At 72.1% G+C, this 22,595-nt stretch carries 19 protein-coding genes; 7 read left to right on the top strand and 12 right to left on the bottom strand.

The annotated features are described in order from the left end of the window. Positions 1 to 47 precede the first annotated feature (47 nt). Complete coding sequence (locus tag ABFJ78_RS27155) at positions 48 to 950, bottom strand: RCC1 domain-containing protein (protein WP_436389701.1); 903 nt, start codon at positions 948 to 950, stop codon at positions 48 to 50. A 391-nt stretch (positions 951 to 1,341) separates the two neighbouring features. On the opposite strand from ABFJ78_RS27155, the gene ABFJ78_RS27150 reads away from it, so the two are divergent. Then, positions 1,342 to 1,962, top strand: coding sequence for a DUF6801 domain-containing protein (locus tag ABFJ78_RS27150; RefSeq protein WP_436389421.1), 621 nt, complete (start codon positions 1,342 to 1,344; stop codon positions 1,960 to 1,962). Positions 1,963 to 2,050: 88 nt separating this feature from the next. Further along, positions 2,051 to 3,484, top strand: coding sequence for a DUF6801 domain-containing protein (locus ABFJ78_RS27145; RefSeq protein WP_436389419.1), 1,434 nt, complete (start codon positions 2,051 to 2,053; stop codon positions 3,482 to 3,484). Between the two features lie 9 nt (positions 3,485 to 3,493). Here the strand turns inward: ABFJ78_RS27145 and ABFJ78_RS27140 are convergent, their stop codons facing one another. Next, positions 3,494 to 4,060, bottom strand: coding sequence for a hypothetical protein (locus ABFJ78_RS27140; protein WP_436389417.1), 567 nt, complete (start codon positions 4,058 to 4,060; stop codon positions 3,494 to 3,496). Here ABFJ78_RS27140 and ABFJ78_RS27135 point away from each other — a divergent pair. Then, positions 4,041 to 5,222 (top strand): AbfB domain-containing protein, encoded by a 1,182-nt coding sequence (locus tag ABFJ78_RS27135; RefSeq protein ID WP_436389414.1) that lies wholly within the window; start codon positions 4,041 to 4,043, stop codon positions 5,220 to 5,222. The two genes, ABFJ78_RS27140 and ABFJ78_RS27135, sit on opposite strands and share 20 nt — an antisense overlap. A 4-nt stretch (positions 5,223 to 5,226) precedes the next feature. Here ABFJ78_RS27135 and ABFJ78_RS27130 read toward each other — a convergent pair whose 3' ends face one another. After that, positions 5,227 to 6,507, bottom strand: a complete 1,281-nt coding sequence (locus tag ABFJ78_RS27130; RefSeq protein WP_436389412.1) for a PucR family transcriptional regulator — start codon at positions 6,505 to 6,507, stop codon at positions 5,227 to 5,229. Positions 6,508 to 6,816: 309 nt separating this feature from the next. Here ABFJ78_RS27130 and ABFJ78_RS27125 point away from each other — a divergent pair, with 309 nt between their 5' ends. Then, positions 6,817 to 7,512 (top strand): hypothetical protein, encoded by a 696-nt coding sequence (locus ABFJ78_RS27125; RefSeq protein ID WP_436389410.1) that lies wholly within the window; start codon positions 6,817 to 6,819, stop codon positions 7,510 to 7,512. Continuing rightward, positions 7,509 to 7,868 (top strand): GntR family transcriptional regulator, encoded by a 360-nt coding sequence (locus ABFJ78_RS27120; RefSeq protein ID WP_436389407.1) that lies wholly within the window; start codon positions 7,509 to 7,511, stop codon positions 7,866 to 7,868. Before ABFJ78_RS27125 ends, ABFJ78_RS27120 begins: the two co-directional genes overlap by 4 nt. On the opposite strand, the gene ABFJ78_RS27115 is transcribed toward ABFJ78_RS27120, so the two are convergent. The 5 genes from ABFJ78_RS27115 to ABFJ78_RS27095 all read right to left on the bottom strand — a co-directional run bounded on the left by ABFJ78_RS27115 (position 7,840) and on the right by ABFJ78_RS27095 (position 16,545). Continuing rightward, entirely contained in the window at positions 7,840 to 8,646 is an 807-nt protein-coding gene (locus tag ABFJ78_RS27115) for an arginase family protein (protein ID WP_436389405.1), read from the bottom strand. The two genes, ABFJ78_RS27120 and ABFJ78_RS27115, sit on opposite strands and share 29 nt — an antisense overlap. After that, the gene (locus ABFJ78_RS27110; RefSeq protein ID WP_436389403.1) at positions 8,643 to 12,020 is read right to left on the bottom strand and encodes a pyruvate carboxylase; all 3,378 of its coding nucleotides are present in this window, start codon (positions 12,018 to 12,020) and stop codon (positions 8,643 to 8,645) included. The genes ABFJ78_RS27115 and ABFJ78_RS27110 overlap by 4 nt, the downstream gene beginning before the upstream one ends. Positions 12,021 to 12,153: 133 nt before the next feature. Continuing rightward, entirely contained in the window at positions 12,154 to 13,062 is a 909-nt protein-coding gene (locus tag ABFJ78_RS27105) for a S8 family peptidase (RefSeq protein ID WP_436389400.1), read from the bottom strand. A gap of 37 nt (positions 13,063 to 13,099) precedes the next feature. Next, a complete protein-coding gene (locus ABFJ78_RS27100) occupies positions 13,100 to 15,364 on the bottom strand; it encodes a caspase family protein (RefSeq protein ID WP_436389397.1) in 2,265 nt (754 codons plus the stop codon). A 62-nt stretch (positions 15,365 to 15,426) separates the two neighbouring features. Next, on the bottom strand, positions 15,427 to 16,545 hold the full coding sequence (locus ABFJ78_RS27095) for an erythromycin esterase family protein (RefSeq protein ID WP_436389394.1): 1,119 nt from the start codon (positions 16,543 to 16,545) through the stop codon (positions 15,427 to 15,429). Between the two features lie 31 nt (positions 16,546 to 16,576). Between ABFJ78_RS27095 and ABFJ78_RS27090 the strand changes: the two genes are divergently transcribed. Beyond that, positions 16,577 to 17,191 carry a TetR/AcrR family transcriptional regulator gene (locus tag ABFJ78_RS27090; RefSeq protein WP_436389392.1) on the top strand — a complete coding sequence of 205 codons (615 nt, stop codon included), beginning with the start codon at positions 16,577 to 16,579 and terminating at the stop codon, positions 17,189 to 17,191. Here ABFJ78_RS27090 and ABFJ78_RS27085 read toward each other — a convergent pair. The 3 genes from ABFJ78_RS27085 to ABFJ78_RS27075 are packed head-to-tail and all read right to left on the bottom strand — an operon-like array spanning position 17,172 to position 21,368. Beyond that, the gene (locus tag ABFJ78_RS27085; protein WP_436389389.1) at positions 17,172 to 17,639 is read right to left on the bottom strand and encodes an N-acetyltransferase family protein; all 468 of its coding nucleotides are present in this window, start codon (positions 17,637 to 17,639) and stop codon (positions 17,172 to 17,174) included. The two genes, ABFJ78_RS27090 and ABFJ78_RS27085, sit on opposite strands and share 20 nt — an antisense overlap. After that, positions 17,636 to 19,789, bottom strand: a complete 2,154-nt coding sequence (gene recG, locus ABFJ78_RS27080) for an ATP-dependent DNA helicase RecG (RefSeq protein ID WP_436389387.1) — start codon at positions 19,787 to 19,789, stop codon at positions 17,636 to 17,638. Before recG ends, ABFJ78_RS27085 begins: the two co-directional genes overlap by 4 nt. Before the next feature lie 4 nt (positions 19,790 to 19,793). After that, positions 19,794 to 21,368, bottom strand: a complete 1,575-nt coding sequence (locus ABFJ78_RS27075; RefSeq protein ID WP_436389385.1) for a DAK2 domain-containing protein — start codon at positions 21,366 to 21,368, stop codon at positions 19,794 to 19,796. Positions 21,369 to 21,501: 133 nt separating this feature from the next. Here ABFJ78_RS27075 and rpmB point away from each other — a divergent pair, with 133 nt between their 5' ends. Then, complete coding sequence (rpmB, locus tag ABFJ78_RS27070; protein WP_003091970.1) at positions 21,502 to 21,693, top strand: 50S ribosomal protein L28; 192 nt, start codon at positions 21,502 to 21,504, stop codon at positions 21,691 to 21,693. 129 nt (positions 21,694 to 21,822) lie between these two features. Here the strand turns inward: rpmB and ABFJ78_RS27065 are convergent, their stop codons facing one another. Then, positions 21,823 to 22,593: an alpha/beta fold hydrolase gene (locus ABFJ78_RS27065; protein ID WP_436389381.1), complete on the bottom strand. Its 771-nt coding sequence runs from the start codon at positions 22,591 to 22,593 to the stop codon at positions 21,823 to 21,825. Positions 22,594 to 22,595: the final 2 nt, after the last annotated feature.

Here is a 22,595-nt window from a genome sequence, read left to right as displayed (position 1 = left end):
GCGAAGAGGGGCTTCCCGGCCGGGAAGCCCCTCTTTCCCTTGCCCTGTCAGCAGGGCGCGGTGGGATCCGCCTTGAGCACGACGCTGTAGCGGTCGCCCGCCGACACGGCCAGCAGCGGTCCGCAGATCCCGTTGCCCAGCGGGTCGCCCTCCATCTGGTCGTTGGAGCCCCAGGCGACGACGTCACCGTTGCTCTTGAGCGCGAGGTTGAACGTCCAGCCCGCGTCGATGGCCACGACGTCGGACTGGACCGTGTCCGGAACCTCGGCCTGGTGGTTGTCGTCGCGGCCCCAGGCAATCACCCGGCCGTCCTTGAGCGCGAGACTGTGCTGGTGACCGGCGGAAATGGCGGTGACCCCCGATTTCGCGTCGGCGGGCACGTCGGCCTGACCGAAGCTGTCGCCGCCCCAAGCGATGACTCCGCCGTTCTTCAGCGCCAGGCTGTGGTCGCCACCGGCGGAAACAGCGGTGACGCCGGACATCGCGGCGGCCGGGACGTCCGTGCGCAGGCCCCAGCTGACGACGCGTCCGCCTTCCTTGAGCGCGAGGTTGTGCAGTTCACTGGTGGAGATGGCGACGACGCCCGACTTCGCGTCGGCGGGCACCTCGGCCTGGCCGTACCAGTTGTTCCCCCAGGCCAGGACGCCGCCGTTCTTGAGCGCGAGCTCGTGGGCCCAGCCGGCGGAAACCGCGCTCACGCCCGACATCGCCGCCTCGGGCACCTCCGTCTGGCCGAAGTTGTTGTCGCCCCAGACCAGGACCTGGCCCGCCTTGAGCCCGATCGCGTCCAGGCTGCCCATGGAGACCGCGCTCAGCCCTTCGGAGGCTTCCGGAGGCGGCCCCATGATGTAGTAAGTCAGCCCCCAGGCGAGGACGCCTCCGGTGTCCTCGGCCGAGGCGGACGCGGCCGGCACGAACGGGGTGACGACCAGCGCAGCGGCGGCCAGCACGGCGGCGCGCCGGAAACGGAAGACTGCGGCCACGGTATCTTCTTTCCTGAATCGGTCCCTGCGATCACGGCGCAGACGCGCACTCCGATACTAACCCGGACAATCGCCGGAGGATACCCGCGGATTCTTTGTCAAGTGCCGACCAAGGCCCGCCTCCGAATACTCCGTCGTTGACAAAAACTACCCACGGGAGGACCACTCCGGAAGCCGGTCCGGCACACGCTTGTTGCACTACCGACTGGCGAGTAACATAATTTCTCACAGCCACCTCGCGAGGGTCTGGGCTGCACCAGGGAAACACCGGGGGAATTCGCGGTACCGATCGGTCCGCGGGGCGCGTGGGCAGCGCCCGCCGAGACGTCAGCTGGATGATCAAAGGAGATTGGCAGTCATGACCCGACTCAGGAACCTGTCCCTCAAAGCAGTCACCACCGCCGCGGCCGTGAGCGCGCTCGGCATGGTCTTCACCGGCGTGGCTTCGGCCGACACGGCCTACAACGCGGGCGCCACCTACCGATGCACCTTCCCCGGCATCCCGCAGCAGGACGTGGGGATCACCGCCACCCTGACCGGGCCGGACTCGATCCCCGCCGGCACCACCGTCACGCCGACCAACGTCGGCGGCACCGCGACGATCTCCGCCGCGGTCCACTCCCTGCTGACCGCCGTCGGCTACGACGGCATCCGCGGTACGGCGACGGTCCCGGTGACCGCCGCGGGTGGCACGGTCTCCGGCCCGGCGAGCGGCCTGAACATCCCGGAGACGATCTACCCGGCCGGTGGCGCGATCACGGTGGTCATCAGCCAGGTGGCGTCGTCGTCGATCCCCACCTACACGGCTCCGGCGGCCGCGGGCAGCGACACGCTGTCGCTCGGCACACCGATCACCGCGGCCCTGCAGTTCCACAAGGCGTCCAACAACACGTGGGCGAACTGGAACATGAGCTGCACGCCGAAGACGACGAGCCCGGCGCAGAACCTGGCGTTCTCGCCGACCTTCGTCATCACGTGACAGCGCTGAACTAGCAGCACCGTAGGGATGGCCGGGGCCCCGGCCATCCCTACGGCTCGTTTCCCGGTGGCACGGACAGGAGCACGGCATGGCCCCCAGGCTGACCCGGCGGACGGCGACCCGCGGCGCGATCGCGCTTGCGTGCGTCGTGTCGGTCACCACCGGCGCGTTCACGGGTATCGGGTCGGCCGCACCGGGCGAACCCGCCGGAACCACGGCGTCCGGACGGCACGAGCTGGCCAAAACCGTGGCCGCGACGTGTCCGTTCGCCGCTCCGGTCGGACCGCTCAAGCTCGCCGTCGCCGCGACCGCGACCCTGCCCGCCTCGATGACTGTGGGCAAACCGGCGGCCATCGACGACCTGTCCGTGTCGTTCTCGCTGCCGCGGGCCGCCGCCCAGCAGCTGCTCGGCACCGGCGCCACCCTCGAAGGCGGGCTGACCTTCCAGCTGCTGCTGGAGCAGGGGAAGGTCAAGGACACCCTCGCCGTCCCGATGACCATCGCCGCGACCGCATTGCCCGCCGAAGGCGACCTCGCCCTGGTGGCCAAGGGGAAGCTGCCGTCGTTCTCCCCGTCCGCCGCCGGCGTGCTGCGAATCCGGCTGACCCCGCCGAAACTCGCCATCGGCCCGACGGGCGCGCCACCGGACCAGCCCGCCGAGCAGGTGACCTGCACCGCCGACGGCGGCCAGGACCTCTCCTTCGGCGCCGTCCCAGTACTGGCGGCCACCGCGCCACCGGCGAGCAAGCCCGCACCGGAGAAGAAGGCCGCACCCGGGCGGGCGCCGACCGTCCCGCAGAAGCACCCTTTGCTGGAGGAAGAACCGCCGCCGGACGAGACCTTCACCATGGTGCTGCCGCTGCAGTCGAACCAGGTCGACAACACGAGCACGATCGTCAAGACCGGCAGCAAGATCCACAGCAAGCCGGCCGTGCTGGCCAACGGCGTCTGGTTCCGGATCACCGACGTCGACGGGTTCCCGATCCGGAGCGAGATCACCGGCGAGCTGGCCTTCACCCCGGTGACGGTGTCGTACCTCGGCTACGGGTTCCTGCCGATCAGCGCGACCGTCGAGTTCCTGCCGGTCGACTACCGGGACAGCACCATGATCCACTCGTTCGGGACGCTGTTCGACGGCATCCTGCGCAACCACCTCGATGTGGTTTCGCGGCTGAGTGACGTCAAGGTGAACGGCGTCCCGCTGGACGCAGGCCCGGACTGCGTGTCGGCGACGCCGATGCCGATCGACATGATCGGCGAGTACGACCCGTTCGGCGCCGGCGGCCTCATCGGTACCGACCCGGCCAATCCCGACCCGAAGTACCGGGGCTTCACCCTACCGCCGTTCAAGAACTGCGGCGCGGCGGAGAAGCTGAGCTCGCTGTTCACCGGCCAGAACTCGGGACCGGGCAACCAGGCGTCGGCGCACCTGTCGCTCATCACCCTGTGCCAGGAGCCGGACCACCGCAACTGCCCGCCGGTCGCGCCGATCCCGGCGGAGGTCTTCCGCGCGAGCCGCTGAGCGGCTGGGTCACGGGACTTCCTCCACCACCGGAGCGGCCACCCAGGCGCCGACGGCGCCGAGCAGTCTCCGGGAGGCCGGGTCCGGGAGCCGGTCGCAGGCCTGCGCGAACTCCGCGAAGGCCTTTCGCGCTGCCTCGACGGCGGCAGGAAGGGCGTGCGGCGGAAGCACCTCGGCCTTGAGGCCCGGTACGGCGAGCAGCTCGGGCAGAGCCGAGATCCGGCCGTCGAGCAGATCGGTGAGCGTGGCGTCGAGCCGCGTCCGCTCGCCCCGCAGGGCCAGGACGTCCTCCGCGCGCAGGAACAGCTTGCCCAGTACCTCGCCGCAAGTCCGGAACACCTCCGCGTCGGCGCCACCGAGGGCCGCCCCGACGCGCAGCGGGAACTCGAAAAGCGACCCGAAGACCGCTTCCGCGCCGGCGCCGGTCGTCACGACGGTGGCCCGCAGCGCCGCCAGCTCGCCGAGCCAGTCCGAAAAGGACCACGACAGATCGGGCGCCGCCTCCGCGATCAGCCGGGACGCCTGGCCCAGCAGGTAGTCCCCGGCGAGCACGGTCGTGGCGGACTCCCAGTCCACACCGCGGACCTCCTTCGGCGTGCCGACCGGGCCGAGGAACGCGAGCGCGCCGAGCGTGGCGAGTTCGATCGCCGCGGCGACGGACGCGTCCCCGCGGGCCGGGCGTCCCCCGCCGGCCGTGAGGGCCGCGAAGAGCGACCGGGAGTTCGCGTTCGCGATGTGGGAGAACGCTTCCGGGCCGAAGCTGAAGGCCGCCGCGCTCGACGCCTACCAGGGCGACGCCGCCGCGCAGAAGGACTTCATCCTCACCGGGATCTTCACCGCCCGCGCGGCCGACCAGCAGGACCTGATCGACGCCGACACGGCGGCCACCGAAGAGGAGAAGAAGGCGCGCGCGGCGCGGGACGCGCGGATCCGCGCCGCCGCGGTGGTCGCCGTCGTGCCGACGGAAGGCCAGCTCGTCGAGCCGGACGTCAACTTCGTGCTCGACCTCTGGCAGGCGGCGAAGGCGGGCACCGAGGTGCGGGCGGCGGCCGAGCGTGCGCTGCGGACGATGGACGAGGCGCAGCTGAAGGCCTACATCGGCACGGGGATCCACAGCGCGAACCTGCAGGACTGGTTCACCTGGATCCGGAAGAAGGGCGAGGCGGACCGGCGGCTGCTGTTCGAGCTGCGGACGCGGGCCGAGCAGAGCCGCGTGCACCCCGCGCTGGTCGCCGGGGCGAACACCGCCATGGCGGGTACCGACGACGACGTCGACCGCTTCCTGCGGCTCGGCCAGTACGAGGACGCGGCGCTGGTCCAGTCCGTCCGCTCGCAGAGCCCCGGAACCGCAGGTTGGTACCTGCGCGGCCTGACCGACGCCGTCGTCGGCGCGGGATCCGGCCCGGACACGGCGTGGCGGATCGTGCCCGGCAAGGCGGACTCGACGTGCCACTCCTTCGAATCGGTGGCGCACCCCGAGTACTACCTGCGCCAGCAGGGGCTGCGCGTGGTGCTCGCCGCGTCCGACGGCACCGACCAGTTCCGCGCGGACGCGACCTGGTGCTCGAAAGCCGGGCTCTCCGGCACCGGCGTCACGCTGGAGTCGTTCGGCGCCCGAGGCAAGTTCGTCCGCCAGTACACCACCCAGGTGTGGGCGGCGGACTCGAGCGGCCAGCACCCCTACGACACCCCGACCGGCTACGCGGCGGACGCGTCCTGGCAGGTGGACGTGCCCTGACCGGCTACCGAGGTGTCCACTGTGGACGCGACCCGGCGCCCGACCGCGGCGAGGGCAGCAGCTCGCTCACCGGGTACCGCAACGGCAACGGCGCCGCACCGGCCCGCAACGCCAGCTCCATCTCGAACCGCGCCGCCGGGTCGCGGAGACTGTCGCCGAACGTGGCCTGCAGCTGTCTCATGCGGTAGCGGACCGTCTGGGGGTGGACCCCCAGGCGCTCCGCGATCTCCACCACGTTGCCCTGGCTGTCCAGCCACGCCCGCAGCGTCTCCAGGAGCCGCTCCTGCTGCTTGCCCGTCATGTCCGCCAGCGGCGCGAACAGGCGGTGGCGCAGCGTGCCGACCAGGCCCGTGTCGGAGTTGACCAGCAGCGTCGCCAGGTGCTCCTCCGCGCGCAACACCGGGCGGGGGGCCAGGACACCGCGCTCGGCCAGGTGCAGCGCGTTGCGGGCCCAGCGCAACGAATCCGCCACCGACGCCAGCGGGACGGACGGGCCGATCGACAGCCGGCAGTCCGGCAGCGCCACCTGCAGCGTCGCCAGGCGGGCGCCGCTCAGCTCGCCCGGGACCACCAGTTTCGGGTCCGGCGTGTCCAGCTCGGCGAGGATGTCGGCGTCGAGGCCCGCGTGGCGGCGGGCCGGGGCGACGCCGTCCGCCGGGCAGACCGCCACCGGGGTCGCGTCCGTCGGGACCGGCCAGCCGATCAGCTGGGCCAGCTCGGCGATCGCCTTCGGGGACGCCGGCGGCGTCTCCAGGATCAGGTGCAGCAGCTTGCGGCGCCACGTGTCGAGCGCGCCCGCCGTGCGCGCCTTCGCCTCCAGGTAGCCGTCGAGCGCGACGGAGGCGAGTTCGTCCATGAACGCCAGCATCGCGTCGGCCAGCTGGGACATCACCGCCGACGACAGCCCGCTTCGCCGCCCCACGCGCATGATCCGCCGCCACGACACGCGCGCGCCGACGCGGTACGCCGACTGCAGCGTGTCGAGGCTGCGACCCTCGCGCATTTCGTTCTGCCCCAGCCGGTGGTGGACCTCGTGGGACTGCTCCTTCGACACCGTCGGGTCGGCGATCTGCGCGACGAACAACGTGATCGCGTATTCGACGCCGGCGCGGATCGACTTGCCGTAGGGGCCGTCGAGCGGACGCGCGTAGGCCGGGATGGTCGCGCGGATCTCGTCGACGATCTCCGCCGCGAGGCTGGCCAGTTCGGGCCGCAGGATGTCGGCGAGCTTGCGAGGCAGTGCGGCGGGTGGCGCAGCGTGTTCGAATCCGCGCTCCACCGACATCGCAGCTCCTTCGCTCCGCCCCGCCGACCCCGGCTCACGCCCGCGTGGCCGGATACCCCGCACCTGAAGCGGGGTGACAACGGACACATCGGAAAGCTAGCGCCGAATGTGTCACCCGGATGAAGGGAAACCGATTTCTTGTCAGCTTCGTGACAAGTTCACCGGCCGCGGCTGCGGAATGCTGACAAGCAGCCCGCCGACTGCACGTTCGCCTGCATACGAACGGCCGAACCACCCAACGAGCGACCCGCGCTGCGGTTACCCGTCGTTCTTGTATCATGTGCTTGATACAAGCGAGGGAGGTCCGGCATGCCGTGGGACAACGTACTGGCGGTCGCGCTCTTCACCGGGCTGATCGGGCTGGCGATCCTGATCGCGCTCTGGCCGGGCGAGAAGCACGGAAAGCGCTTGCTCGTGCGCTGGGGCGTCCCCGACCCGGACGCGGCCGAGGTCGCGCTCGCCGTCCGCTACCTCAAGCGGCGCCGGCTCTGGTACCCGTGGCTGTTCCTGGCGCTCCCGCCGTTGCTCGGCGACGCCGGGCTGGGCTCGATCGTCGCCACCCTGCTGCTCGGCGGCTTGATCGCCGAGTTGTTCGCCCAGCGGCCGTCCCGGGGCGCACGGCGGGAGGCCGACCTCGCCCCGCGCCCGCTGGCGGTGATCACCCCGGCCTGGATGCTCGTGCTCGGCGCACTGGCGGCCGCCGGGTCGGTCGCGCACCTCGTCGTGACGGCCCAGTGGAAGCTCCTCGCGTTCGCGGCGGGCACGGTGGTGCTCTGCGCGGCGATCGCGGCGCTGGCGGTCCGCCGTCCGGCGGCCGGCGCGGCGCGCGCCGACCTGGCGCTGCGCTGCCGCAGCGCGCGGGTGGCGATCGGCCTGGGCATCGGCGCGGTGACGGCGATCGGCTGGCCGGGTGGCAACCTCGTGTCGCTGCTGCTGGTGGTCGTGGGCGTGGCCGCGTTCCTGGCCGTGACGGCCCCGGTGAAACGGCTCCCGGCCGCGGCGTGAAGATCGTCGTCGACACGGAGAACGGGCTGGCGCCGTGGCGGCAGGTGCACGACCAGGTGATCCACGCGGTCACCACGGGCGCGCTGGCGGAGGGCGCGCGCCTGCCGCCGATCCGCCAGCTGGCCCGGGACCTGGGACTGGCGTCCGGAACGGTGGCCCGCGCGTACCGCGAACTGGAGGCGGCGGGCTGGGTGACGACGGCCCGCGCCCGCGGCACGGTCGTGACGCTCCCGGAGGGTCGTCCAGCCCCCGCGGAGCTGCTCCTCGCCGCCGCGGCGACCTACGCGGCCCACGCCCAGGAGCTCGGCGCCGACCTGGACACGGCGCTCAACGCCCTCCGCGCGGCGTGGCCGTGAGCAGCCGGCCCACCGCGGCCAGGACCGGTTCCAGCACTTCGACTTCGCGCGAAGTCCCCACGCATTCGGTGATCCCCGCGCCGACGACCTCGTACCGCGCCAGGGCGTCCAGTTCGGACACCAGGCGGGCGATCGTCCAGCCGTCCGGTTCGGGGTAGTTCAGCCCCGCGAACTCCGCCGGGTCCAGCACGTCCAGATCCACGTGCACGTACAGCTTCTCCACACCGGTCAAGGCATCCAGTGACGTGACCGCGAGCCCCCGCGAAACCGCCGCCCGCTCCTCCGGGTCGAACACCCGCGTCCCGAGCAACGCCACGCGCCCCGGTTCCAGAGCCGGGTCGGCCGCGAACTCCGGGTCGCCCTCGCCGAACAGCGACCGCAGCACCATCCCGTGGAACGCCCCCGACGGCGACGTCGCAGCCGTGTTCAGGTCCGCGTGCGCGTCGAACCACGCGACGCCCAGGCCCGGCCCGTAGCGGAACCGCGCCACGCCGACCGGGACCAGCTCGACCCCGCAGTCGCCGCCGATCGTCAGGACCGGGCCGCCCGGTGCCTCCAAAGCCGCCAGCTGAGCCACGCGGTTCGCCCCCGTCAGCACCGCCCGCGACGCGATCCCACGGTCCACTTCGGACACTTCGCGGGTCTGCCGGACGTGGTGGACGGGCCGGCCGAGCACGTGCCCGGCCAGCTCCGCGAGCGCGAGGCACCCGTCCGGCAGCTCCGCCGCCCGCGGTCCCACGGCGCCTTGGCGCTGCGGGACCGCGTTGATCAGCGTCATTCCAGGACGAGGAGGAGATCGCCGCCCTCGACCTGCTGGACGGAGGTGATCGCCAGCCTGCCGACCTTGCCGCCGGCGGACGCGGTGATCGACGCCTCCATCTTCATGGCCTCGATCGTCGCGACCGTCGCGCCGGCCTCGACCGTGTCGCCCTCGGAAACCTGCAGCGTGACGACCCCGGCGAACGGCGCCGCGACCTGCTTCGGGTTGCCCTTCTCCGCCTTCTCGGTCGCCGGGATGTCCGAGGCGATCGAGCGGTCGCGAATCTGGATCGGGCGCAGCTGGCCGTTGAGCGTCGACATCACCGTGCGGACGCCGCGCTCGTCGGCCTCGCCGATCGCCTCCAGCTCGATGAGCAGCCGCACGCCCGGCTCGAGGTCGACCGAGTACTCCTCCCCCGGCCGCAGCCCGTAGAAGAAGTCCTTGCTGGGCAGCACGGACGTGTCGCCGTAGGCCTCGCGGTGCGCCTCGAACTCCTTGGTGGGCGCCGGGAACAGCAGCCGGTTGAGCGTCCGGCGCGGTTCCGAAGCGAGCGCGGCACGGTCCTCTTCGGACAGTTCCTGGATCGGCTTCGCCGCCGCGCGGCCTTCGAGGGCCTTGGTGCGGAACGGCTCCGGCCAGCCGCCGGGCGGGTCGCCCAGCTCGCCGCGCAGGAAGCCGATCACCGAGTCGGGGATGTCGAACTTGTTCGGCTCCGCCTCGAAGTCGGCCGGCGAGACGCCCGCGCCGACCAGGTGCAGCGCGAGGTCGCCGACGACCTTCGACGACGGCGTCACCTTCACCAGGTGGCCGAGGATCTTGTCGGCCGCGGCGTACATCGCCTCGATGTCCTCGAACCGGTCGCCCAGGCCGAGCGCGATGGCCTGCGTGCGCAGGTTCGACAGCTGCCCGCCGGGGATCTCGTGGTCGTACACGCGCCCGGTCGGCGAAGCCAGCCCGGCCTCGAACGGCGCGTAGATCTTGCGCACGCTCTCCCAGTACGGCTCCAGGTCCCCGATCGCCCGCAGGTCCAGCCCGGTGGTGCGCGCGGAGTGGTCGGTGGCCGCCACGATCGACGACAGCGACGGCTGCGACGTCGTGCCCGCCATCGACGAGACCGCGCCGTCGACGGCGTCCGCGCCCGCGTTGATCGCCGCGAGGTAGGTGGCCAGCTGGCCGCCCGCGGTGTCGTGGGTGTGGATGTGCACCGGCAGGTCGAACTCCTTGCGCAGCGCGGTGACCAGCTTGGTCGCCGCGGGCGCGCGCAGCAGCCCGGCCATGTCCTTGATCGCCAGGACGTGCGCCCCGGCGCCGACGATCTGCTCGGCCAGCTTGAGGTAGTAGTCGAGCGTGTAGAGCTTCTCGCCCGGGTCCGACAGGTCCGAGGTGTAGCAGAGCGCCACTTCGGCGACGGCGGAGCCGGTCTCGCGCACGGCTTCGATGGCCGGGCGCATCTGCTCGACGTCGTTGAGCGCGTCGAAGATCCGGAAGATGTCGATGCCGGTCTTCGTGGCCTCTTCGACGAAGGCGTTCGTCACCTCGGTCGGGTACGGCGTGTACCCGACGGTGTTGCGCCCGCGCAGCAGCATCTGGAGGCAGATGTTCGGCACGGCTTCGCGCAGCGCGGCCAGCCGCTCCCACGGGTCCTCGGCGAGGAACCGCAGCGCGACGTCGTAGGTCGCGCCGCCCCAGCACTCGAGCGACAGCAGTTCGGGCAGCGTGTTCGCGACGACCGGCGCCACCGCGAGCAGGTCCTTCGTGCGGACGCGGGTGGCGAGCAGCGACTGGTGCGCGTCGCGGAACGTCGTGTCGGTGACGCCGATGTGCGGCGACTCCCGCAGCCAGCGCGCGAACCCGGCCGGGCCCAGCTCGACGAGCTTCTGCTTCGACCCCGGCGCGGGCTGGGCGTCCTTCGGGAGCTTCGGCAGCTTGAGCGTGGCGTCCGGCGTCTTCGGGCGCTCGCCGTTCGGCTTGTTGACCGTCTGGTCGGCGAGGTAGGTCAGCAGCCGCGTGCCGCGGTCGGCGGACTGCCGCGCGGTGAGCAGCTGCGGCCGCTCCTCGATGAACGACGTCGTGACGCGGCCGGCGCGGAAGTCCGGGTCGTCGAGAACGGCCTGCAGGAACGGGATGTTCGTCGCGACCCCGCGGATCCGGAACTCGGCGACGGCGCGGCGCGCGCGGCCGACGGCGGTCTTGAAGTCGCGGCCGCGGCAGGTGAGCTTCACCAGCAGCGAGTCGAAGTGGGCGCTGATCTCGGTGCCGGAGAAGGCGGTGCCGCCGTCGAGCCGGATGCCCGAGCCGCCCGGCGAGCGGTAGGCGGAGATCATCCCGGTGTCCGGGCGGAAGCCGTTGGCCGGGTCCTCGGTGGTGATGCGGCACTGGAGAGCGGCGCCGCGCAGGTAGATCTTGTCCTGGGAGAGCCCCAGGTCGTCGAGGGTCTCGCCGGAGGCGATCCGCAGCTGCGACTGCACGAGGTCGACGTCGGTGACCTCTTCGGTGACCGTGTGCTCGACCTGGATGCGCGGGTTCATCTCGATGAAGACGTGGTTGCCCTGCTTGTCGAGCAGGAACTCGACGGTGCCGGCGTTGCGGTAGCCGATCTGCTTCGCGAACTTGACGGCGTCCGCGCAGATGCGATCACGCAGCTCGGGGTCGAGGTTCGGCGCCGGGGCCAGCTCGACGACCTTCTGGTGGCGCCGCTGCACCGAGCAGTCGCGCTCGTAGAGGTGGATGATGTTGCCCGCGCCGTCGGCGAGGATCTGCACCTCGATGTGCCGCGGCTCGACGACGGCCTTCTCCAGGAAGACGGTCGGGTCACCGAAGGCGGACTCGGCCTCGCGCGCGGCGGCCTCGATGGACTCGCGCAGCTGGGCGGGGTCCTCGACGCGGCGCATCCCGCGTCCACCACCACCGGCGACGGCCTTCACGAACACCGGGAAGCCCAGCTCCTCGGCCGCGGCGACCAGCGCGTCGACGTCGCTGGAGGGCTCGGACGACCCGAGCACCGGGACGCCGGCCTCGCGCGCGGCCTTGACCGCGCGGGCCTTGTTGCCGGTGAGTTCGAGGATGTCGGCGCTCGGCCCGACGAAGGTGATGCCCGCGTCTTCGCACGCGCGCGCGAGGTCGGGGTTCTCGGAGAGGAAGCCGTAACCGGGGTAGACGGCGTCGGCCCCCGCCTTCTTCGCGGCGGCGACGATCTCGTCGACCGAGAGGTAGGCGCGCACGGGGTGACCGGGTTCGCCGATCTCGTACGCCTCGTCGGCCTTCAGCCGGTGCAGGGAGTTGCGGTCTTCGTGCGGAAACACGGCGACGGTCCCCGCGCCCAGTTCGTAGCCGGCGCGGAACGCTCGGATCGCGATCTCCCCGCGGTTGGCCACCAGCACCTTGCGGAACATGCCCGGTCCTTCCCATTTGGATCGGTAAGTCAACGCACGTTACCCGGTTCTTCCCGCTCTGCGGGAGTTCTGTCCCGGGTGATGGACATCATGCGCCGCTGGAGGTTGGCCGGGTGAGCGTCTGGGCAGCTTGTCAGGATCCCGGGGGCGCGTAAAGCAGCCGGTTGGCCGTGCCGTCCGGGACGCCCCTCAGCGCGTTCTCCGTCGCGGCCTTCACCAGGGCGTCGTCCACCTGAGCAGGGGTGGCTCCGGGGTGCTGGGCGAGGTAGAGCGCCGCCACGCCGGCCGCGAAGGCCGCCGCCATCGACGTCCCCGACTCGGGCCCCGCGCCGGTGCCGCCCGCGACCGGGCCGGGGACGTCGACACCCGGGGCGTAGAGGTCGACGTCCTGGCCGAAGTTCGAAGCCTTGTCCGGCTGGTCCTGGGCGTCGATACCCCCGACGGTCAGCGCTTCGGCGACGCGGCCCGGGGAGAAGCCGCTCGCGTCGGCCGTCTCGCTGCCCGCCGGGACGGCGATCGGGACGACGGCCGCGAGGCGCTTGACGGCGGCGTCGAGCTGGTCGTTCGGCACCCCGCCGATGCCGAGGACGGCGACGGCGGGCTGCTGGGCGTTCTGCGCGACCCAGTCGATGCCGGCGATGATCTGGTCGGTGGCGCCACCGCCGTCCTTGTCCAGGACGCGCACGGGCACGATCTGCGCGCCCTTCGCGACGCCGTAGTCCTTGCCGGCGGCGATCCCGGCGAGGCGGGTGCCGTGGCCGTTGGTGTCGGAGGTGTCGGAGCCGCCGTTCAGGAAGTCCCGCCCCGGGGCGACGCGGCCCTGGAAGTCGGGGTGCCTCGGGTCGACGCCGCTGTCGATGACGTAGATGGAGACGCCTTCGGCCGCGGTGGCGTAGTGGTAGGCGTGGTCGAGCCCGGCGCGCTGGTCGATCCGGTCGAGGCCCCAGCTGGGCGGATCGGCCTGCACACCGCCATCGGCGAGGGCGGGCGCCTGCCCGGCGAGCACGACCGCCACGGCGGCTACCGCTGTCAGGGTCTTCATGATCGTCGTCGTACCCCGGCGATGCGGGGGCGACAACTCAGGACTGTCGCTCGATCGGCTGATTCCGCCGGGCCTGGAAGATCAGGACCACGGCGTCGACGGCCAGCAGGACCAAGCCGACCGCGGCTATCGACTGACCCGCATAGCTGAGCGAGGAGTGCTCCAGCACCGCGTCGAACGTCGGCGGCAGGATGCCGAGCAGCCCGGCGGTTCCGGTGGCCAGCACGGCAATGCCGACCGGACGTGGGTACAGAACCATGGCGACGACGGGAACGGACACCGCCAGCACCGCGCCGAGCACGAAGTAGGCCGCTGCACGGCCACCGTCGTCGGAGCTGTACCCCGCCAGCTCGCCGAGCTGGCTGATCCAGGCGCCCGCGACCATCACCCCGAGCACGATCGCTCCCCACGCCGCCCAGCCGCGCACCGCACCGGCGGCCAGCCCCACCGCGGGGTTCCGCCGCAGCGCGGCGAGCGCACACGCCCCTGCGACCAGCCACGCGATGTGCGCGACGAGCATGAACGTGTAGCCGACGTTCAGCTTGTCGTCCGAGTAATCGGCATAGGTGATTCCCTCGCCGAGGAAGCGCAACAGCCCGAACAGGGCGGCCAGCGCGGTGCCGAGCAGCAGCGCGGGCCCAGTGCGCGACCTGGTCCGCGGTACCAGGGTGAGCAGCCCGGCGAGCAACGCGCACCCGGCGACGATCCCGACGTACCACTCCATGCCGGGGCGGTGCTCAGTCAGGGTGTAGCTGTCGTCGCGGTAGTTCAGCGGCAGCCCGGCGACCGCGAACACCACGCCCGTGATCGCGAGGATCCCCGCGAACCCGCCGACGGGATCGATGGCGCCAGGCTGACGGGCCGGCTCGGGAGTGCGCCCCAAGGCGGCCTTGGTTGCGTCTGACGCACCCAATGTGGCCTTCGGTGCGTCTGACGCACCGAAGGCCACCTTGGGGCGCTTCGGCTCCGCTGCGGCGGCCTCCGGCTCGGGCTCGGGTTCCGAGGCCGGCGTGGGTACGGGTTCGGGTTCGGGTTCGGCGACAGCCACCGGCGCCGGCTCGGCCACCACCGGCGCCGGTTCCGTCTCGATCTCCACCGAGACCACCACGTCCCCCGTCGGCCCGGTGACCACCACCTTCCCGCGCCGCACTCCCGACTCCGCCGCCGTCACCGACAGCTCCGCTCCGCCCGGTACCTCGACCGCCCGGATCCACGCGTGCGACGGGTCGAACCGCACCTCCCGCGCCACCGGTGGCCCCGACACCCGCAACGAAGCCGTCGCCTGCCCACCCGCCGGTGCCGACAACCGCACCGCCGGCACGTCCACCCGGACCACCGCGAACGACAACGCGTCCGCGGCCGCCGCCGCCACGTGCTCGATGTCCGTCGAGGCCATCGTCCGAAGCGCCTCGAACGCCCCCACCGCCACCGGCAGGTTGTCGCTCGCCAGCCGCCGGCGCAGCTCGGCCACCGCGCCCAGCCGCGTGAACGGGTTCTCCGCCGCGATCGCCCCCGCCAGGTCCGGCGGGACCGGCGACGGCTTGATGCGCCGGCGCCGGCTCTTCGCCAGGTACAGCTCGCCCTGCATCTCGATGTCCCGGCTGGGCGTCTGCTTCGGGTTGCGCTCGCGGACGCGGTCGAACAGGTACTCGTACAGCTCGCCCAGCGCGATCCAGCCGTCCTCGTCGCGGTCGGCCTCGCCCGTCCGCAGCCCCTCCACCAGTGCCGCCGTGAACACCGACGGCCGGGCCGGCTCGTCCGAAGCCAGCGTCGCCCCCTCGAACGCGTACTCGATCGAGTTGGACGCCGTGATCACCGCTCGCCCGCGGCCGCCGCGGAAGCTGTCCAGGACGTTCGCGTCGCCCGACGCCCGGACCGCCACGCCCTGCCCGAACGCCCCGCCGTAGCAGCAGTCCAGCAGCAGCACCACACTGCGCGAGCGGGTCTGCCGGATGCACTGCTGGACGAACTGGGCGGGCACGGCCGTCGACCGCAACCGGTCCGGACGCGTGTTGCGGGCCGCGAAGTACAGGCCGCCCGCGTCGTCCTTCAAGCCGTGGCAGGAAAAGTGCAGCAGCAGGACGTCGTCGGGACGGCCCTCCGCGCAGAGGTCTTCGATCTCCGCCTGGACCACGTGCGCGGTCTCGTTGCGGACCACCCGCACGTCGAAGTCGCTGATCGCCCGGTCGGCCAGCACCCCGGCGAGGGCGTCGGCGTCCGCCGCGGGCGAGCCCAGCCGCTGCAGCCCCGCGTTGTCGTACTCGCCGTTGGCGACGATCAACGCCCGCCTCCGCCCGGCCATACCGGTAGGAAACGCCCACGAACCCGCTGCGGCAATCAGCCGAACGGGCACACCTGTCCGGTTCAGGCCCGGAAAATCGTTTCCTGCCCTTTCAGGCAGACCACCGCGTCGAACGCCGATGCGACGTCGACCGAAACAGTCATGTGCGCGTGCCGGATGCCCGACGCCGCCGGACGCGCGACCACGCACGGCGCCTCGGCGGCCAGCGCCGCCTCGACACTGCCTTCGGCGGGTGGGTCGAGGGCCTGCTCGAACATCCGGAACCCGAGCGGGAAAGCGTCGTCGGGAGCGAGCCCGGTCGTCGTCCCCGAAACCGCGGTCAACGCGAGCGCGAAATAGCGATCCCCCAGCTCCGCGGCCAGGTGGGTACCCGCGGACGGCGCCGTCATGCCGGGCATCGGCGAGAACGGCACGCGCTGGAGGTGTCCGTTGTGGATCATCAGCACGATCTTCTCGCCGGGGAACTGCCGGCGCAGCAACCGGACGGTCGCCGCCATGTACGTGTCCCGCGACGAACTCTGCGGCTCCGGCGCCTGCCCGGCCATCAGCGCGGCCAGCTCCCGCAGGTACAGGTCGACGCGCAGCGCGCCCTCCGCGTCGTGCACGGCTTCGGCCGCCAGGGACTCGACATGTCCTTTGAGGACGGTCAGCGCCGCGGTGGCCGCGTCCCGCGCCGCGACGCTCATCTCCTGGTACCGCCCCGGCGCGACCGCGCTGCTCACCGAGGCGTACGGCTCGACGGCCGCCACCGCCGTGTCCACAAGGGACACATTGGCGGGGTCCACTCGCGACAGGACTTCGCGGACCGCCCGCAGCGCGGGCACCGGCGAACCGGCCGAACTCGGCACGTCCAGCCCGAAGAACCGGACGTCACGACCGCGCAGCCAGGTCAGCATCGAGTGCACCTCGGCCGAGTCGCCGAGACCGAACGTGAAGCCGTCGCGGGCGATGTCGGCGACCTCGCCGGGACCACCCCGCAGCCACGTGTCGACCAGGCGCCCTTCGGGAAACCCGCCCTCGAACCCGAGGACCGTGAACCCGCGCTCGGTGACGAGGTGCCGCAGGAGCTGCTCGCGCAGCACGCCGAACTCGCGGATGTGATGGTTGTTCTCGCCGATGGCGACGACTTCGGCGGCGCCGATCAGCTCGGCGATCTCGGTGACGGCGACGGTTCCTGGCATACTGGGCACACTAACGCAACAGGAGTAGCAGTTGGCAACCGAGATTTCCGGGACCAAGCGCCCGGGCGGCCGCACCGAGCGGACCCGCCTCGCCGCGCTGAACGCCACCCTCGAGCTGCTCGGCGAACGCGGGTACGCCGAGCTGACCGTCGAGGCGGTCGCCGAGCGCTCCGGCGTCCACAAGACGACGCTGTACCGCCGCTGGGAGTCCGCCGAAGGTCTGGTCGCCGCCGCCCTGCTGATGGGCGCCGAGCAGGAGTGGGCCGTGCCGGACACCGGGTCGCTCGAAGGCGACCTGCGCGCGATCAACCTGGAGCTGGTGCGCTACTTCACCACCCCGGGCGAGCGCGAGCTGCCGATGGCGTCGATCTCGGCGGCGTTCCTCTCCCCGCGCGCGGCCGAGGCCCTGCGCGAGTTCTACGTCGACCGCCACGCCCGTTCGGCGGCCGCGGTGGAGCGCGCGATCGAGCGCGGCGAAGTCCCGCCCGGCACCGACCCGGTGGAGGTGGTCCGGGTGGCCTGTGGTCCGGTCTTCTACCGGTTGCTCATTTCCCGGGAGGGCGTCACCCCGGCGGACGCGGACATCGCCGCGAAGGCCGCCGCGGTGGCCGCGACGGCGGGCGTGTTCACGGCAACCGGCGGCTGAACCGCTTCTCCTCCAGCGTGACCCGGCCGTCGTCGATCGCCTCGGTCTGGGTGACGTCGTCGTCCACCCAGCCCTGCCGCAGGTAGAAGGCCTTCGCGCGTTCGTTCGTCGACAGCACCCACAGGACGGCGCTGTCCCCGGGTAGCTCTTCGACGACCCGGTCGTGCAGCGCCCGGCCGAGGCCGCGCCCCCAGTACTCCGGCAGCAGGTACAGCGCGTACAGCCGGCCGTCCCCGAACGCGGCGAACCCGGCGATGACGCCGTCTTCCTCGGCGACCAGCACCCGGCCGCCGTCCCCGATGAGCCGGGCCCACGACGCCGCCCGCGACTCGGCCGAGAGCCGCGACAGGAAGTCGTCCGGGATCAAGCCCGCGTACGCCGCTTGCCACGACCGCACGTGGACCTCGCCGATCGCGGGCGCGTCGGCCACCGTGGCGTCGCGGATCACGTCTTCTCCAGGTACTCCGCGCGCTCGACGTCGACGACGTCGGCGACCATCTGCGCCAGGCCGTGGTACTTCTTCAGGTCCGGGTCCTTCTCGACGATCTCCTGCGCACTGGCCCGCGACGCGGCGATCACGTCTTCGTCGCGCAGCAGCGAAAGCAGCTTCAGCGTCGACCGCTTGCCGGACTGCGCGGCGCCGAGGATGTCGCCTTCGCGCCGCAGTTCGAGGTCGAGGCGCGACAGTTCGAAGCCGTCGGTGGTCGACTCGACCGCCGCCAGCCGTTCGCGCGTCGCCGTGCCGTCGAGGGCCTCGGTGACCAGCAGGCACAGCCCCGGCACGCTGCCCCGGCCGACGCGGCCGCGCAGCTGGTGCAGCTGGCTGACGCCGAACCGGTCGGCGTCCATGATCACCATCGCGGTCGCGTTCGGCACGTTCACGCCGACCTCGATCACCGTCGTGGCCACGAGAACGTCCAACTGACCCGCCGAGAACGCGCGCATCACGGCGTCCTTCTCGTCGGGCGGCATCCGGCCGTGCAGCACGCCGATCTTCAAGCCCTGCAACGCGCCGTGCGCCAGGTCGGGCGCGACGTCGAGGACCGCGAGCGGCGGGCGCTTGTCGCTCTTGTCCGACGGCGGCTCGTCGCCGATCCGCGGGCACACGACGTACCCCTGGTGCCCCTTGCCGACCTCCTCGCGCACGCGCTGCCAGATCCGCTCGAACCACGCGGGCTTCTCGGCGACCGGCACGACCGTGGTCGAGATCGGCGACCGCCCGACCGGCATCTCGCGCAGCGCGGAGACCTCCAGGTCGCCGTACACGGTCATCGCGACCGTGCGCGGGATCGGCGTCGCGGTCATGACGAGCACGTGCGGGCTCGTGTCGCCCGACCCGCGCGTGCGCAGCGCGTCCCGCTGCTCGACGCCGAAGCGGTGCTGCTCGTCGACGACGGCGAGGCCGAGGTCGGCGAACTCGACGTGGTCCTGGATCAGCGCGTGCGTGCCGACGACGATGCCGGCCTCCCCGCTGACGATCTCCAGCAGCGACTTCTTGCGTTCCTTCGCGCCCATCGACCCGGTCAGCAGCGTGACCTTCGTGGCGTTCTCCGCCGCGCCCAGCTCGCCCGCCTGGCCGAGGTCGCCGAGCATCTCCCGCAGCGACCGCGCGTGCTGGGCGGCGAGGACCTCGGTCGGCGCGAGCATCGCGGCCTGCCGCCCGTTGTCGACGACCTGCAGCATCGCCCGCAGCGCGACGATCGTCTTGCCCGAGCCGACCTCGCCCTGCAGCAGCCGGTTCATCGGGTGCTCGGACGCCAGGTCCGCGGCGATCTCGTCGCCGATCCCGCGCTGGCCCGCGGTCAGATCGAAGGGCAGCCGCTTGTCGAAGGCGTCCATGAGCCCGCCGCTGACGTGCGGGTTCGCCTTCGCCGGCCGCGAAATGGCCGAGTGCCGCCGCTGCGCGAAGATCAGCTGGACGGCCATGGCTTCGTCCCACTTCAGCCGCTTCTTCGACGCCTCGAGGTGCGCCCAGTTGCTCGGCCGGTGGATGCCGTGCAGCGCGGTGTCGAGGTCGGACAGCTTGTGCAGCCGCCGCAGCTCGGCCGGCATCGGGTCCTCGTCGACCTCCAGGACGTCGAGGACCTGCCGGACGCACTTCGCGATCGACCACGTCGGCATGCCCTGCGCCGCCGGGTAGACCGGGATGATCGCGGCGAGGAAGTCGTCCATGGCCTCGTCGGCGCGGTCGGCTTCGAAGAGCTCGTACTCGGGGTTGGTCAGCTGCAGGGTGTCGCGGAAGGCGGACACCTTGCCGGCGAACAGGCCCGTCTTGCCGGGGACCAGGTCCTTCTCCCGCCACGCCTGGTTGAAGAAGGCGCAGGTGAGCCGGCGCTTCCCGTCGGTGATCACCATGTCGAGGATCGTCCCGTTGCGGGACTTCATCCGCCGCTTGCTCACCTTTTCGATACGCGCCAGCACGGTCGCGTGCTCGCCCAGCTCGAGGCCGGCGATGTCGGTGAGCTCGCCACGCTCGGCGTAGCGGCGCGGGTAGTGGCGCAGGAGGTCGCTGACGGTCTCGATGCCCAGCGACGTGGCGAGCGCCTTCGCCGTCTTGGCGCCCAGCAGCAGCGGCAGCTTGTCGCGCAGTCCGGCCATCTCGCTATTCGACTCCCATCAGCAGCACGGCGTCCGCCTGGCCGCTGGCGTAGCCGGCCAGCTCCACCTCCGGGTGCTCCAGCCGCAGCTGCTCGGCGAGCTCCTCGGCGACCCCGGGCGGGGCGGCGGCCCCGCTCAGCACCGTCACCAGCTCACCGCCGAGCGCCAGCATCCGGTTGAGCACCTTCATCGCCGCGGCGACCAGGTTCGTCTCGGAAGCGGGCGCCGGCTCGATCAGCACCACCTCGTCGTCGACCAGGCCGACCACGTCACCGGACTGGGCCCGGCCCACCCAGGTTAGCGACTCCTCCTGCGCGATCCGCAGTTCGCCACGCCTGGTCGCGGCGGCCGCTTCGGCCATCGCGACGACGTCGTCGTTGGTGCGGCGCCCGGCGTCGTGCACGGCGAGGGCGGCCAGCACCTGCACCGGCGACGCGCACGGGATGACCACGACGTCGCGGTCGGCCGCCATCGCGTGCCCGGCGGCGATGTCCGCGGCGGCGGTGAGCTCGACGCTGCCCGGCAGCACCGTGACGTGCCGCCCGGCGGCTTCGTTGAGCAGGCCGATCACGTCCTCGACGCTCGGCGACCGCCCCTCGGGGACGGCCAGCACCGGGATGCTTTCGGCGCGCAGCAGCTCGGCCAGCGCGCCGCCGTGCACGACGGCGACGACCGTGCGGTCGATCCCGCCGCCCGGCTCGATCGGCGTCGGCGTGAGCAGGGGTTCGACGCGGATCCGGCGCGGCCGCCCGAGCGCGAGCCCGGCTTCGATGGCGGCGCCGATGTCGGCGCAGTGGACGTGCACGGCGTGGCTGCCCGAGCCGTCGCCGGCGACCGTGACGCTGTCGCCGAGGCCGCTCAGCTCCTTGCGCAGGGTCGGCAGGCTCTGCTCGTCGACGCCGTCGAGGAGGTACATGACCTCCCAGGCGTAGGCCTGCTCCGCCGCGGTGGGCACTTCCAGCGCGTGGTCCCGCTCGAGCGCGGTGCCGGTGAGGACGCCGACCAGGGCGTCGAGCACCGCGACGAGCCCGCGCGCGCCGGCGTCGACCACCCCGGCCTTGGCCAGGGCGGGCAGCTGCAGGGGCGTCTTCTCGAGGGCGTGCGCGGCTTCCTTCGCGGCCTCTCGGGCGACCTCGGTCAGGGACCGGGTGTCGCCGCGCACGGCGGTCGCCACGGCGTGCAGGACGGTCAGGATGGTCCCGGCGACCGGGCGGCTCACGGCACCGGTGGCGACCTGGTCGGCGTGGCCCAGCGCCTTGGCCAGCCACGCGCCGTCCAGCTCCCCTTCGGCGCGGTCCGCGAGCCCGCGCACGACCTGGGAGAGGATGACGCCGGAGTTGCCCTTGGCGGCGGCGACCGCGCCCTGGGCGAGGATCTTCAGCGCGTCGGCGGCGTCCTTCGGTTGCGCGGCTTCGAGTTCCTTCGCCGCGCCGGACATCGTGAAGAGCATGTTGGAGCCGGTGTCGGAGTCGGCGACGGGGTAGACGTTGATCTCGTCGATGGCCGGCCGCAGGCTCGCCAGGCTGTGCACACAACCCGCAGCCCAGGCCGACACCGCCGCCGCGTCCAGCACCCGCACCCCGTAACCTCCTGACCGGTCCGAGGCAGCGTATCGACCCGGTGGGGGGCCTCGCGAAAGCAGTAGTTACTATGGTCGAGTTGCCCAGTGCATCTGGGCTCATCTCTATGACCCAGATCCAAAGGAGTTCGACGTGGCTGCCGTGTGCGACGTCTGTGGCAAGGGACCCGGCTTCGGCAAGTCGGTCTCGCACTCCCACCGCCGTACCAACCGCCGGTGGAACCCGAACATCCAGACCGTCCACGCCAAGGTGGGTGTGTCCCAGCGCAAGCGCCTGAACGTGTGCACCTCGTGCATCAAGGCGGGCAAGGTCGTTCGCGGCTGAGGCGAGAAGTTTGGGGTGGCGGGTGCTCTCCGGGGCACCCGCCATTTTCATGCCCGGGCACCAGACGACGTGAATGACTCATTCATGTCGCCTGGCGACATGAATGAGTCATTCACTACATGCGGCCACCTACTTCAGGAAGCCGACCAGCAGGTCCTTGAGCGCCTCCGGGAACTGCAGCACCCCGTGGTCCTGTCCCTCGAGGGTCTCGTGCCGCGCCCCCGGCACCGCCGCGGCTGCCGCGCGAGCGCCCGACTGGAGCGCTTCGTCGCTCGCGCCGCCGCCGATGACCAGCGTCGGGACCGAGATCTTCGCCAAGTGGTCCTCGCGCGGCCGCGCACCCGGGCCGCAGATCGTCAGGTCGTACGGCAACGTGTGCGCCAGCGCCGTGAACCAGCCCCACACCGGCGCCTGCTTCATCCCCTCGACCATCTCCGCCGGGGTGCCCGCGACCTGCAGGAACGTCGCCACCGCGCCGTCGCGGTCGCCCGCCGCGAGCTGCCCGCACACCTCGTCCAGGACGTCGCCGCGCGGGTGCTCCGAAGTCGCGTACGGCGGCTCATACGCCACCAGCTTGTCGATCGGGAGCCCCGCGGCCGCCGCCTCCAGGGCCAGGATCGCGCCCGACGAGTGGCCGAACACCGACGCCGTCCCGCCGGCCTCGGCGATCAGCGCCGCGATGTCCTCGATCTCCCGTTCCACCGCGTAGTCCGGTTCATCCCCGCTGTCACCACGCCCGCGACGGTCGTAGGCGATCGTCGTGAAATCGTCGGCCAGCACCGAAGCCAGGCCCGCGACCGTCGTCCGGTCGTTGAACGCGCCGCCGACCAGGAGCACCGGCGCGCCCGATCCGCGCCGCTCGAAGAAGATGGCCGTGCCGTCGGCCGAAGTGACGTTCATGC

Origin of the sequence: Amycolatopsis sp. MEPSY49 (assembly GCF_051337345.1) — a bacterium.
GTDB lineage: Bacteria > Actinomycetota > Actinomycetes > Mycobacteriales > Pseudonocardiaceae > Amycolatopsis.
The sequence above is the reverse complement of the archived record's forward strand: the minus strand, read 5'-3'. Positions and strand labels throughout refer to the sequence as shown.